Genomic DNA, 13915 nt, shown 5'->3' with positions numbered 1-13915 from the left:
GCAAACGTTTGCGTTAAACTAGTACTCGTAACCGACAGAAAGGAAAACGCTTTTATGACAAATCGTACCAGTGGAATATTGATGCATATTACCTCACTTCCAGGCAAGTTTGGTATTGGTACTTTCGGTCAATCTGCCTATGATTTTGTAGATTTCTTGGTAGAAACTAAACAGACCTACTGGCAGATTTTGCCACTTACAACTACAAGTTATGGAGATTCTCCATACCAATCATTCTCAGCCATTGCTGGAAATACCCACCTGATTGACTTTGATCTCTTGGCCAAGGATGACCTTCTTGCCAACTTTGATTACCAAGATGTCAACTTTGGGGATAATCCAGAAAAAGTAGACTATGCCCTCTTGTATCAGGTGCGTCGTCCGATTTTGGAAACAGCCGTTAAAAATTTCCTTAGCGATGACAAGCGCAAGCTCTTGTTCCAAGAATTTGAGAAAGCCAACTCATCATGGTTGAGCGATTACGCTGAATTCATGGCTATCAAGGAATATTTCGGTAACAAAGCCCTACAAGAATGGGATGACAAGAAAGCTGTTGCCCGCAACGAAGAAGCTCTGGAGAAATACCGTCAGGAATTGGCAGACCAGATTGATTATTACAAGGTCACACAATATTTCTTCTTTAAGCAATGGAAAGACTTGAAAGAATACGCCAACAAAAACCACATCAAGATTATCGGAGATATGCCAATTTACGTGTCTGCCGATAGTGTGGAAGTTTGGACCAAGCCTCAGTTGTTCAAATTGGACAGCGAACGCAAACCGCTCTTCGTAGCTGGTGTGCCAGCTGATAACTTCTCAGCAGACGGTCAGCTTTGGGGGAATCCGATTTACGATTGGCCTGAGCATGAAAAAACTGGCTACAACTGGTGGATTTACCGCATTCACGAAAGTTTCAAACTCTACGATGTACTCCGTATTGACCATTTCAAAGGTTTCTCAGATTTCTGGCAGGTTGCTGGAGATGCCAAGGTTGCCAAGGTTGGTACATGGGAACCAGGTCCAGGCTACGCCCTCTTCAAAGCAGTCAAAGAAACCTTGGGTGACTTGCCAATCATTGCGGAGGACCTTGGAAACATTGATGCCAAAGCCCGTAAATTGCTGGCCGACTGTGGCTATCCAGGCATGAAAATTTTGGAATTTGGCTTCTACGACGTGACTGGTAAGAGCATTGATGCGCCTCACCGTTGCATTCCAAATTCAGTTTCTTACACAGGAACTCACGATAATGAAGTGGTCAATGGTTGGTACGACAACTTAGAACCTGAACAACAAGAATATGTGGATGCCTACAGCAACCGCAAGCCGATTGAAAAGGTGAGCCAGGCTATGCTCAGGATGCTCTTTGCAACAGTCAGCGATACAGCTATTGCCACCATGCAGGATGTCCTTGACTTGGGCGAAGATAGCCGAATGAACATGCCGTCTACCATCGGTGGAAACTGGGAATGGCGCATGAAAGCAGAAGATTTGACACAAGAACACAAAGATTTCTTGACAAAGATGACACTATTATATCAACGAGGGAATGAACAACATGACTAAATTTACAACATTTGCGGAAAGCAATACAGCGAAAAAATTAGCCGATTTGACCAACGAAGAAATCTATCTTCAATTGCTCAACTATGTTAAAGAAGAGGCAGCTACTAAGCCAAAAAACACTGGTAAACGCAAGGTTTACTACATCTCAGCGGAGTTTCTTATCGGTAAACTCTTGTCGAACAACTTGATCAACTTGGGTGTCTACAAAGACATTCAGGCAGAATTGGCAGCAGCTGGTAAGTCTTTGGCACAGGTTGAAGACGTTGAACCAGAACCATCACTAGGTAACGGTGGTCTTGGTCGTTTGGCATCTTGCTTTGTAGATTCGATGTCAACGCTTGGTATCAACGGTGAGGGTGTCGGACTTAACTACCACTGTGGTCTCTTCCGCCAAGTATTCAAAGATAACCAACAAGAGGCAGAGCCAAACTTCTGGATTGAAAATGATTCATGGTTGATCCCAACCAACATCAGCTATGAAGTGCCATTCAAAAACTTCACCTTGACTTCAAAATTGGACCGTCTGGATATTCTTGGTTACAAGAAAGAGACCAAGAACTACCTCAACCTTTTCGATATTGAGGCTGTTAACTACGACTTGATTACAGATGGTATTTCATTTGACAAGACAGATATCAAAGAAAACTTGACCCTCTTCTTGTACCCAGATGATTCTGACAAGAATGGTGAATTGCTCCGTATTTACCAACAATATTTCATGGTATCAAACGCTGCTCAACTCTTGATTGACGAAGCGATTGAACGCGGTTCAAACTTGCATGACTTGGCTGACTACGCTTATGTGCAAATCAACGATACGCACCCATCCATGGTTATTCCTGAGCTTATTCGTCTCTTGACTGAAAAACACGGTCTTGATTTTGCGGAGGCAGTAGCTATCGTCAAAAACATGACTGGTTACACCAACCACACTATCCTAGCAGAAGCCCTTGAAAAATGGCCATTGGAATTCCTTGAAGAAGTCGTGCCACACTTGGTACCAATCATCAAAGAATTGGATGCTTTGGTTGCCCAAGAAGTGCCTGATGTCGCTCTCCACATCATCGACGAGTCAGGTCGTGTCCACATGGCTCACATGGATATCCACTTCTCAAACTCAGTCAACGGGGTAGCCGCTCTCCATACAGAAATCTTGAAAAACTCTGAGTTGAAAGGCTTCTACGAGCTTTACCCAGAGAAATTCAACAATAAAACAAACGGGATTACCTTCCGCCGTTGGTTGGAATTTGCTAACCAAGACCTTGCTGATTACATCAAGGAATTGATTGGTGACGACTACTTGACAGATGCGACTAAGCTTGAGAAATTGCTTGCTTTTGCAGATGACAAGGATGTTCACGCTAAGTTGGCTGAAATCAAATTTAACAATAAATTGGCTCTCAAACGTTACCTCAAAGACAACAAGGGCATCGAGCTGGACGAAAACTCCATCATTGATACTCAAATCAAACGTTTCCACGAGTACAAACGCCAACAAATGAACGCTTTGTACGTTATCCACAAGTACCTTGAAATCAAGAACGGTAACTTGCCAAAACGTAAAATCACCGTTATCTTCGGTGGTAAAGCAGCTCCTGCCTACATCATTGCCCAAGATATTATTCACCTTATCCTTTGCTTGTCAGAGTTGATCAATAACGACCCTGAAGTCAGCAAATACCTCAACGTTCACTTGGTAGAAAACTACAACGTAACCGTTGCGGAAAAACTGATTCCTGCGACAGATATTTCTGAGCAAATCTCATTGGCTTCTAAAGAAGCATCAGGTACTGGTAACATGAAATTCATGCTCAACGGTGCGTTGACACTTGGTACCATGGACGGTGCCAACGTTGAGATTGCAGAGTTGGCTGGTATGGACAACATCTACACATTTGGTAAGGATTCAGATACCATTATCGACCTGTACGACAAAGCGGGCTATGTTTCAGCAGATTACTATAATGGCGATGCTAACATCAAACGCGCTGTAGACTTTATCGTTAGCGACGAAGTGAAAGCACTTGGTAATGAAGAACGCCTGAGCCGTCTCCACCATGAACTCATCTCTAAAGACTGGTTCATGACCTTGATTGACTTGGCAGAATACATCGAAGTCAAAGAGCAAGTCTTTGCTGATTACGAAGACCAAGATTCATGGAACAAAAAAGTTGTTCACAACATCGCTAAAGCAGGATTCTTCTCATCTGACCGTACAATCGAGCAGTACAACGAAGACATCTGGCACAGCAAGTAATACTTACATAAAAGACAAATCACTTCGGTGGTTTGTTTTTTTACTCTTTCACCAGAGTTTAAGCCTTGTAGATACGGCGTTTGAGGGTATTTTTGATAGTCTGTTTGAAAATGATGTGAAAACTTTTTCCTTGACAATGGGCTTCACTTGCTTTAAGATAGAGTTTATAAAAAGTGACAACACTTAAATTTTATAATGTAGCCACTTACAAGAAAGGAGTTCATGTGACATTACTAGAAGTGAAAAATTTGACCAAAGTATTTGGTAAAAAGCAGAAGGCTGCCCTTGAAATGGTCAAACAGGGAAAATCAAAAACAGAAATTTTGAAGAAAACAGGTGCCACCGTTGGGGTCTACGATGCTAATTTTTCAATCCAAGAGGGCGAAATTTTTGTCATCATGGGTCTGTCGGGCTCAGGGAAATCAACTTTGGTGCGGATGCTCAATCGTTTGATAGAACCATCATCTGGTAGCATTGTCTTGGATGGTCAAGATATTTCAAAAATGAACACTGAAGAGCTGCGGCAGGTGCGTCGCCACGATATGAACATGGTTTTCCAAAGTTTTGCCTTATTTCCACATAAGACGATTTTGGAAAACACAGAGTTCGGTCTGGAATTGCGTGGGGTATCAAAAGAAGAACGTCAGGCAGCGGCTGAGAAGGCATTGGAAAATGCAGGTTTGTTGGCCTTCAAGGATCAATACCCAGACCAACTATCTGGTGGGATGCAACAGCGTGTCGGCTTGGCCAGAGCCTTGGCCAACAAACCGAAAATTCTCTTGATGGATGAGGCTTTTTCAGCCTTGGACCCGCTTATTCGTCGTGAAATGCAGGATGAGCTCTTGGATTTGCAAGCTAGCAATCAGCAAACCATCATCTTTATCAGTCACGACCTCAACGAGGCCTTGCGTATTGGGGATCGTATTGCCCTGATGAGGGACGGGAAAATCATGCAAATCGGTACTGGTGAGGAAATTTTGACTAATCCAGCCAATGATTTTGTTCGTGAATTTATGGAAGATGTCGATCGTTCCAAGGTCTTGACGGCACAAAATATTATGATTAAGCCGATTACGGCAACGGTTGAATTGGACGGGCCGCAAGTTGCTCTGATGCGCATGCGTACAGAGGAGGTTTCTATGTTGATGGCAACCAATCGTCGTCGGGAATTGGTGGGAGCCTTGACCGCAGATGCTGTTATCGAGGCGCGTCGTAAGGGCTTGCCACTGTCTGATGTCATTGATAAGGACGTTCTGACGGTTTCAAAAGATACAGTGATTACAGATATTATGCCTCTGATTTATGATTCGTCGGCGCCGATTGCCGTGACGGACGAGCACAATAAGCTCCTTGGGGTTATTATTCGCGGGCGCGTGATTGAAGCCTTGGCCAATATTCCAGATGATGGCACTGCGTCAGAAACAGAGGAAAACTAGAGAAAGAGGTTAGATATTTTGGATTTATTGCAAGAAAAACTACCAGTGGCAGAGCTGGTAGAGGCCTTGACCAGTTGGTTGACCACGACCTTCGCAGGGCTGTTTGATATACTACAAGACATCGGGAGCACCTTGATGGACTGGATGACCAACACCTTATTGTTCATTCATCCGCTCCTATTTATCGGATTAGCAACTGTAGCTGTATGGTTTTTGGTACGAAAAAAATGGCCCCTGCCAGTCATGACTTTCTTGGGCCTGCTCTTTATTTACAACCAAGGGTTGTGGGATGAATTGATCAACACCTTGACTCTGGTCATCGTAGCCAGCCTGATCTCGATTGTTATCGGGGTTCCTCTGGGGATTTGGATGGCCAAGAACAATACGGTCAAGAAAATTGTCAATCCGATTTTGGACTTTATGCAGACCATGCCGGCCTTTGTTTATCTGATTCCGGCGGTAGCCTTCTTCGGGATTGGCATGGTGCCAGGTGTCTTTGCATCAGTGATTTTCGCCCTACCGCCGACAGTTCGGTTTACCAATTTGGCGATCCGTGAAATTTCGACAGAGTTGGTTGAGGCAGCGGATGCTTTTGGTTCAACGTCGGCTCAGAAATTGTTTAAGGTTGAATTGCCCTTGGCTAAAAATACCATTATGGCTGGTGTCAATCAGACCATGATGTTAGCCCTGTCCATGGTGGTTACTGGTTCTATGATCGGGGCGCCAGGCCTGGGTCGTGAAGTTCTGTCTGCCCTTCAGAAGGCGGACATCGGGAATGGATTTGTATCTGGTATTTCCTTGGTTATCTTGGCGATTATCCTTGACCGTGTCACTCAGGCTTTCAATGCCAAGCGTGAAAATGGACAAAAATCGTCAACCAACAAGCGCATCGCTCTAGCGGCCATGCTAGTATTTGTCGGAGCAGCTTTGGGACGAAGCTTCCTAGCCTTGACTTCTGGAAATACAGAGCAGGGACAGACAGTGACCATTTCCCATACTCAGTGGGATACTGAGGTGGCGTCGACAACTGTCATTGCCAAGGTCTTGGAAGAGGCGGGCTACCACGTAAAAATGGTACCGCTGGATAATGCCGTCATGTGGCAGTCAGTTGCAAACGGGGACTCGGATTTCTCAGTCAGTCCTTGGTTGCCGGTCACACAGGCGTCGCTCTATGACAAACATAAGGACCAATTAGATGATTTGGGACCAAATATGGAAGGAACTAAGCTCGGATTGGTTGTCCCAGCCTATATGGATGTGACTAGCATTGCGGACCTGTCTAATCAGGCGGCCACAACTATCACAGGGATTGAGCCCGGTGCTGGAATTATGGAGGCGGCTGAAAATGCCCTGCAAGACTATGGAAACTTGTCTGGTTGGGAATTGACCAAGGCCTCTACAGGTGCCATGACAACCGCTTTAGAAAAAGCGATTGCCAACCAAGACGAAATCATCGTAACGGGCTGGTCTCCGCACTGGATGTTCTCCAAATATGACTTGAAATACTTGGACGACCCAGAAGGTTCATTTGGTTCGACAGAAAATATCCATACGATTGCACGGAAAGGTCTACAAGAGGATATGCCTCAATTGTACCAAATTGTGGATAATTTCCACTGGACCTCTGAGGATATGGAGTCCATTCTCTTGGATATGAACGAGGGAATGTCTCCTGACGATGCCGCTCAAAAATGGATTGATGCCAACCGCGAAACGGTTGACCAATGGTTGAATGAGTAAGAGAAGTCTATAGTGATAAAATCAGTTGTTTGTATTTGTACAACTGGTTTTTCATTTTGTCGAATGGAGAAAAAAAACTAGTAGAGAATGTCAATAGTCAGGTGGTAAGCGTTTACAGGTAGCGGATGTTTTTGTATAATAATATAAAAAACAAAAAATGGAGGTAACTATGAAAAAGCATAGCTATTTGTACTTAGCAGGTCTTGCGCTTGCTATGGCGACAAGTCCATGGGCTACAGTCAAGGCCAATACGGAACCTGTTTCACCAGAAACAGGCACCAGTCTTGAAGCTGTGAATGCACCGACTGCCAGTTCCACTGACTTATCTGCAACTCCAGCTAATGAGGAGCTTAACACTGGTGAACAAGCTGTAGATGCAGAGACGCAAATCACTAGTATGATTGACGACATGTCTACACGGCAAAAAATCACGCAGATGTTGATGCCGGATTTTCGTAAGTGGCAGACGGAAGGTAGCAAAGCGGTGAGCGACCTGACGGTTGTTAATGAAGAAATTGCAGAAGCGATTGATGGGTACGATTTTGGTGGCGTTATCCTCTTTGCGGAAAACGTTAAGGAAACGGAACAAACCCTCAATCTTACACAGGATATGCAAGCAGCTGCAGTTGGAAATAAGGCTCAGAATGGGAATATCCCTCTCTTGATTGCTATTGACCAGGAAGGGGGAATTGTTTATCGTCTGGGTTCAGGAACGGCCCTACCAGGGAATATGGCATTGGGTGCCACCCGTGATCCAGAGTTAGCTAGACAGGCTGGTGAGATTATCGGTAGGGAATTATCTGCTTTGGGTATCAATGTGGATTTTGCGCCGGTATTGGATACAAATAATAATCCTCAAAATCCTGTTATCGGTCTGCGTTCCTTCTCATCTGATCCTGAACTTGTTTCCTCCCTAGGAATTCCTTTGATGCAGGGAATTCAGGCCCATAATGTGGCTGTAGCAGCTAAGCATTTCCCAGGCCATGGGGACACCGCAACCGACTCTCATACAGGTCTTCCTCTGGTAGATAAGTCAATGGAAGAATTGGCAGCCTTAGAATTAGCCCCGTTTAAAGCTGCTATGGATGGCGGAGTGGACATGATTATGACAGCTCATATCCAATACCCACAGATTGAGAAAGATACCTATGTTTCTAAAAAATCTGGCGAAGAAATTCATATTCCTGCTACCCTGTCTGATGATATTTTGACAGGCATTGTTCGCAATCAGTATGGCTATGATGGAATTATTGTTACGGATGCTATGGGTATGGACGCCATTTCTCAAAACTTTGGGGAATCCGAAGCGGCGATCATGGCCATACAAGCAGGTGTGGATATTGTCTTGATGCCAACAGTTTTGAGAAACAAGCTTGATTTAGCTAAAATCGATGCTATTATTGATGACATCGAAGCTGCAGTGGCGCAGGGACACATTACAGAAGGCATGCTGGATGATTCTGTTCGACGGATTTTACGTTTGAAAGCAAAACGCGGCGTATTGGACTTTGACTTGGCAGCAAGAACTGCAGAGGCAGCCAACCAGGCGGTAGGATCTGATTTGAATAGAGACCTGGAAAGACAAATTGCCGCCAGCGCGGTAACGGTGGTTAAGAACGATGATACTATCTTGCCATTTAAGGTAACTGCTGGTGACCATGTCTTATTATTGGGTGCCTATAATAACGAACTTCCTGGCCTTGATTTGGGAATGAGACGCTTGCAGGCGGATGGTGTTATACCAGCAGATGTTACATTTGAAACTGTCAGATACAATGCGGAATCTAGTTCGGAAAGCTTGAAAGAAAGTTTAGACAAAGCGAGTCATATTATCCTTGTGTCGGAAATTGGACGTGAATCACATTTGGCTAGTGACCATTGGTTGACCAGGGTTCCTACTGAGGTTGTAGATTACGCTAATAGCCAAGATAAGCTAGTTGTTGTCATGAGTATTTCCAAACCTTATGATGTTGCTAACTATCCAGCTGCTAAGGCAATTGTAGCAGTCTATGGTAACAAGGGAATGGATCCAACGGAGGCTCTCCGACCAGATAATGCGTTCGGTCCAAATATTCCGGCTGGGGTAGAAGTTATCTTTGCCGGACTACCACACAAGGGTAGCTTGCCTGTAGACATACCTCTGATTAAGGATGGGTTGCTCAGTACAGACCAGGTTGCCTACCCAATTGGTTTTGGATTGAGTTATGATGAGCCTGCCAAAGGCATTTTAGCCATTCTGCCGGAAGCAGCTAAAATTGGTCAGGAATTCCCTGTGACACTAGAGTTGGGTGACCTCAAAGGCATTGAAAAAGGTACTTACCAAATTCGTTTACACTTTGATTCGGCTCTAGTAGATGGAGTACTTACAGAGGGAATCAAGCTTGAAGGGAATACCTTTGTGGTTGAAAAAGAAGCTGGTGATTTATCATCTATTGCATTGAGTCTCAAGGCTAAGACAAGTGGGTCAGTTGCACCGATTCTATTTGTGGAGCTGGTTGACCAGCTTGGACGAATCTTTAGCCTGGGGCAAGCAGCTTATCAAGGGCTGACGGTTTTAGTTACTTCTGATAGCAAGGTGGTTACAACGACTCCGATAGATAAAGTCGTTAAGGACCAGACGGCCGAATCTAACAAGGACTCAAACAAGGATGAGGTTTCTACTGAGTCTACTGTTTCTGCTGAGGAAGAAAGCAAGAAAATGGAAACTACAACAACTCAACCAGTCCTGCCAAATACTGGTGATAGTCAAAATATTTCCTTCTTGTTGCTAGGCTTGACCGGCTTGGCATCCTTGGCTGCTTTGAAAAAGAAAAGAAGCTGAGCTTATCAGAAAGGCAGTGAAGTCTGATATCACTCCTTGAAAGTAAAATGCTCAAGGTGTAATAAGGACAAACATCGTTTCGGTGTTTGTCTTTTTTAGCGCTCACGACACAAGAAAACCCAGTGCCTATACACTGGGTTGAATAGAGAGAATGGGTTGTTCACCGTTTAGCCATAGTAACAAAGCTGACCTTGTCTGGCCGATAGCTGATGGTACCATATTGGAAGGGGCGACCGTCTGTCAAGTAGGCGATAGAGGTCACGACCGCTACCATATCGTATGATCCCAAGTCCATGTATTGCCGCTCTTCCTCGGTCGCAAACCGGAAGGTAATTTCTCGGCGAGAGTGGGAGATAAGCAGGTGGAGTTCTTCCTCCAAATAGCGATAGATAGAGGTTTCAGTGATTTGCTTATTGAGATAAGGAACGATGCGGCGGTCAAAATAGCTTGTCTCAAATTCCAACCGTTCCCCATCGATCGTCCGAATACGACTAGCCTTGTAGAAATCAACCTTTTCATCAACATCAAAAATAGCCATCAAGTCCTCTTGACCTTGGACGATATAGAGGGCAACCACCTCTGTTTTCATCTCATGCTGGGCCTTGCGATTGAGCTCGCCAGCGGTCTTGATTTCAGACAGAAATTGCTCCTTCATCAAACCGTGCTCCACGACAACCGAGGTCTTGCCCTGCCGTTTTTGGATATAGCCGTCCATCTCTAGGAGGGACAGGGCCTTGCGAATGGTGTCCTTGGAGTAGGAGTAGAGCTCCATTAGCTCGTTTTCTGTCGGCAGCGCCTGGCCCGCTGGCCAGGTCTCCTCTTCGATTTTCTGCTTAATGTCCTGATAAACCTGTTTGTATTTGCTCAGAACCTTACCATCTTTCTGTCCTTATTTTATCATATTTTTTTGGGAAATAGCAGAGCAGACAGACTGTTCTTTCTATCTTTTACGTAAAGGTCGAAAATATTACGGAAATCCTCTTGACTTATGCAAACGTTTACGTTATACTGTATCTATCATAAGAAAAGGTTACGCATTTTAGAGAAAGGAGCCTCATGAAATTACTGACAGTCAATGTTCATGCCTGGTTGGAGGACCAGCAGGAGGAAAAGCTAGATATTCTGGCCCAAACCATTGCCCAAAAGCGGTATGAGGTCATTGCCCTGCAAGAGGTCAATCAGCTGATTAGCAGTCCCTTGATTACTAGGGAATTGCGGGCGGACAACTATGGTTTGGTCCTGCTAGACAAATTGAGAAAACTGGGTGTGGCAGATTACTCGTATTATTGGAGCCATTCTCATATCGGCTATGACAAGTACGAGGAGGGCATTGCCTTTCTGACTCGCTTGCCCGTCTATGAGGTGGACAGCTTTTATTGTAGTAAGAGCCAGACGGTTGAATCTATCTTGTCACGCAAAATTATAGGAGTGACACTTACTTACAAAGACCAGTTGATTGATGTCTATTCTTGTCATATTAATCTTCCTGACAGTAAAGAAGAAAATCAGTTGGAGAATATTCGCTCGATTGTGGAGCGGACAAGTTCGGAGCGTTTGAAAATTCTAATGGGAGATTTCAATACGGATGCCCTGTCAAATCCACAAGCCTATCAAGCAATCAAGGACTTAGGTTTATATGATAGTTATGATTTGGCTGAGAAAAAGGATAGGGGAATCACCGTTGAAAAAGCTATTGATGGGTGGGCAGGTCATAGTCAGGAAAAACGTCTGGACTATGTGTTCTTAAATCAGAAAAGACAGGTTCAATCCAGTCGTGTGATTTTCAATGGGGACAATCTTCCCGTCATTTCAGATCACTTTGGTCTGGAAGTTGAATTAGGTTTATAAAAAAATTAGGAGATAGGTATGAAAAAATTTCTAAGTTTTGAATTTTGGCAAAAATTCGGTAAATGTTTGATGGTCGTGATCGCCGTTATGCCGGCGGCAGGTCTTATGGTTTCTATCGGAAACTCGATTCCACTAATCAGTCCTGAATCAGAATTGCTCATTCGTATTGGGAATATCATTGCCCAAATCGGTTGGGGAATTATCGGTAACCTCCACTTGCTCTTTGCCTTGGCAATCGGTGGTAGCTGGGCTAAGGAGAAGGCTGGTGGTGCTTTCTCGGCAGGTCTTGCCTTCATTCTTATTAACTTGATTACTGGTCACTTCTTCGGTGTAACGACTGATATGTTGGCAGATGCGACTGCGACTGCGACTGTTAGCACAGTCTTTGGGACAGAAATTCCAGTATCTGGCTACTTTGTCAATATCCTTGGTCAGCCTGCTTTGAACATGGGGGTCTTCGTTGGTATCATTGCTGGTTTTGTTGGGGCGACTGCTTACAACAAATACTACAACTATCGCAAGTTGCCAGATGTATTGACCTTCTTTAACGGCAAACGCTTTGTGCCATTCGTGGTTATCTACCGTTCTGTTTTGGTCGCACTCGGACTAGCGATTTTCTGGCCAGTGGTTCAGACAGGTATCAATAGTTTTGGTAAATGGATTGCGACATCGCAGGATACGGCGCCAGTCTTGGCACCATTTGTCTATGGTACGCTGGAGCGTCTTCTCTTGCCGTTTGGTCTCCACCACATGTTGACCATTCCAATGAACTATACATCACTTGGTGGTACCTATGACATCTTGACAGGTGCACAAGCAGGTACACAAGTATTTGGACAAGATCCGCTCTGGTTGGCTTGGATTACAGACTTAATCAACCTCAAAGACGCTGGCGATATGGCTCAGTACAATGACTTGCTTGCTAATGTAACGCCTGCTCGCTTTAAAGTAGGTCAAATGATTGGTTCCTCTGGTATTCTCATGGGCTTGACCCTGGCAATGTACCGCAATGTGGATGCGGATAAGAAACACAAGTACAAGGGGATGTTCCTCTCGTCTGCGGCAGCTGTTTTCTTGACAGGGGTGACAGAGCCGATAGAGTTCATGTTCATGTTTGCGGCCATGCCACTCTATGTTGTCTACGCCTTTGTTCAAGGTGCAGCCTTTGCAGCGGCAGACTTGGTTAACTTGCGCGTGCACTCATTTGGTAATATCGAATTTCTCACTCGTACCCCTATGGCGATTAAAGCTGGTATTGGTATGGACGTTTTCAACTTTATCTGGGTAACAGCCCTCTTTGCAGTTGCAATGTACTTCATTGCCAACTTCATGATTCAAAAATTCAACCTAGCAACAGCTGGACGCAATGGTAACTATGACACAGAAACAACAGATGTGGTTTCAAATTCAAACGTAGATACAGCGGATGCTAATTCACAAGTGGTACAAATCATCAACTTGCTTGGTGGTCGTGATAATATCGCAGATGTTGATGCTTGTATGACTCGTCTTCGCGTAAGTGTCAAAGATGTGGCACAGGTTGGAGATGAAAATGCTTGGAAACAGGCTGGTGCTATGGGCTTGATTATCAAAGACTCAGGTGTTCAAGCAGTCTATGGACCAAAAGCAGATGTTCTCAAATCAGACATTCAAGACTTACTAGAATCTGGCGTAGCCATCCCTCGTACGGAAATTGTTGCGACTGAAACAGTAGTTGAGGAAGCACAATTCAAGGGTGTGACAGAGGCAGTTTATGCTGTTGCTGAAGGGCAAGCCATTGCTATTACAGATGTGAAAGATCCAGTCTTCTCACAAAAAATGATGGGTGACGGCTATGCAGTTGAGCCTAGCTCCGGCAATGTTTACGCACCAGTTTCAGGTATTGTAACCAGTGTCTTCCCAACAAAACATGCTGTCGGTATTTTGTCTGACAAAGGTGTAGAAGTCTTGATACATGTAGGTTTAGATACAGTAGCGCTAAATGGGGCTCCATTTTCAACTAAGGTAACAGATGGTCAACGTGTTGAAGCAGGGGACTTGCTCCTTGTTGCAGATTTGGATGCTATCCGTTCAGCAGGACGTGAAACAACCATCGTGGTTGCCTTCACAAACACTGCTGAAATCAAATCTGTCAGCCTTGGAAATCTTGGACAAGTAAGTAAAGATAGTCAAGTTGCGACAGTTGAGTTGTAAAAAGTAAAAAGATTGAAAAGATGATTGCAGTCAACTCTTTTCAATCTTTTTCTTTTG

Annotated in this window: 8 protein-coding genes; 7 read left to right on the top strand and 1 reads right to left on the bottom strand. The window is 44.4% G+C overall.

Translation table 11 applies throughout. The features are described 5' to 3' along the window. The first annotated feature begins 54 nt into the window (after positions 1-54). From malQ to AB1F57_RS10965, 5 genes are all read left to right on the top strand, one after another. Positions 55-1563: a 4-alpha-glucanotransferase gene (gene malQ, locus AB1F57_RS10985; RefSeq protein WP_105137310.1), complete on the top strand. Its 1509-nt coding sequence runs from the start codon at positions 55-57 to the stop codon at positions 1561-1563. Further along, positions 1556-3820 (top strand): glycogen/starch/alpha-glucan family phosphorylase, encoded by a 2265-nt coding sequence (glgP, locus tag AB1F57_RS10980; RefSeq protein WP_167785735.1) that lies wholly within the window; start codon positions 1556-1558, stop codon positions 3818-3820. Before malQ ends, glgP begins: the two co-directional genes overlap by 8 nt. Positions 3821-4044: 224 nt before the next feature. Further along, positions 4045-5256, top strand: coding sequence for a glycine betaine/L-proline ABC transporter ATP-binding protein (locus AB1F57_RS10975; RefSeq protein ID WP_167785736.1), 1212 nt, complete (start codon positions 4045-4047; stop codon positions 5254-5256). A gap of 15 nt (positions 5257-5271) precedes the next feature. Further along, on the top strand, positions 5272-6996 hold the full coding sequence (locus tag AB1F57_RS10970) for an ABC transporter permease/substrate binding protein (protein ID WP_167785793.1): 1725 nt from the start codon (positions 5272-5274) through the stop codon (positions 6994-6996). Between the two features lie 169 nt (positions 6997-7165). Then, complete coding sequence (locus tag AB1F57_RS10965) at positions 7166-9817, top strand: glycoside hydrolase family 3 N-terminal domain-containing protein (protein WP_245169971.1); 2652 nt, start codon at positions 7166-7168, stop codon at positions 9815-9817. A 160-nt stretch (positions 9818-9977) separates the two neighbouring features. On the opposite strand, the gene AB1F57_RS10960 is transcribed toward AB1F57_RS10965, so the two are convergent. Then, entirely contained in the window at positions 9978-10685 is a 708-nt protein-coding gene (locus AB1F57_RS10960) for a UTRA domain-containing protein (protein ID WP_105137315.1), read from the bottom strand. Between the two features lie 188 nt (positions 10686-10873). Here AB1F57_RS10960 and AB1F57_RS10955 point away from each other — a divergent pair, with 188 nt between their 5' ends. Next, positions 10874-11665, top strand: coding sequence for an endonuclease/exonuclease/phosphatase family protein (locus tag AB1F57_RS10955; RefSeq protein WP_105137316.1), 792 nt, complete (start codon positions 10874-10876; stop codon positions 11663-11665). Positions 11666-11683: 18 nt separating this feature from the next. Then, the gene (locus AB1F57_RS10950) at positions 11684-13858 is read left to right on the top strand and encodes a PTS transporter subunit IIBC (protein WP_167785738.1); all 2175 of its coding nucleotides are present in this window, start codon (positions 11684-11686) and stop codon (positions 13856-13858) included. The last annotated feature ends 57 nt before the right edge of the window (positions 13859-13915 follow it).

This window comes from Streptococcus nasisuis (genome assembly GCF_040836615.1).
In the GTDB taxonomy this organism is placed as follows: Bacteria; Bacillota; Bacilli; order Lactobacillales; family Streptococcaceae; genus Streptococcus; species Streptococcus suis_V.
Note: the sequence above shows the minus strand (reverse complement) of the source record. Positions and strands in the feature narration are given on the sequence as shown.

Bases quoted from the DNA above. Each gene is read 5' to 3' on its own strand.
- AB1F57_RS10955 (WP_105137316.1), top strand. From the start codon at position 10,874: ATGAAATTACTGACAGTCAATGTTCATGCCTGGTTGGAGGACCAGCAG.
- AB1F57_RS10965 (WP_245169971.1), top strand. From the start codon at position 7,166: ATGAAAAAGCATAGCTATTTGTACTTAGCAGGTCTTGCGCTTGCTATG.
- AB1F57_RS10950 (WP_167785738.1), top strand. From the start codon at position 11,684: ATGAAAAAATTTCTAAGTTTTGAATTTTGGCAAAAATTCGGTAAATGT.
- glgP (WP_167785735.1), top strand. From the start codon at position 1,556: ATGACTAAATTTACAACATTTGCGGAAAGCAATACAGCGAAAAAATTA.
- malQ (WP_105137310.1), top strand. From the start codon at position 55: ATGACAAATCGTACCAGTGGAATATTGATGCATATTACCTCACTTCCA.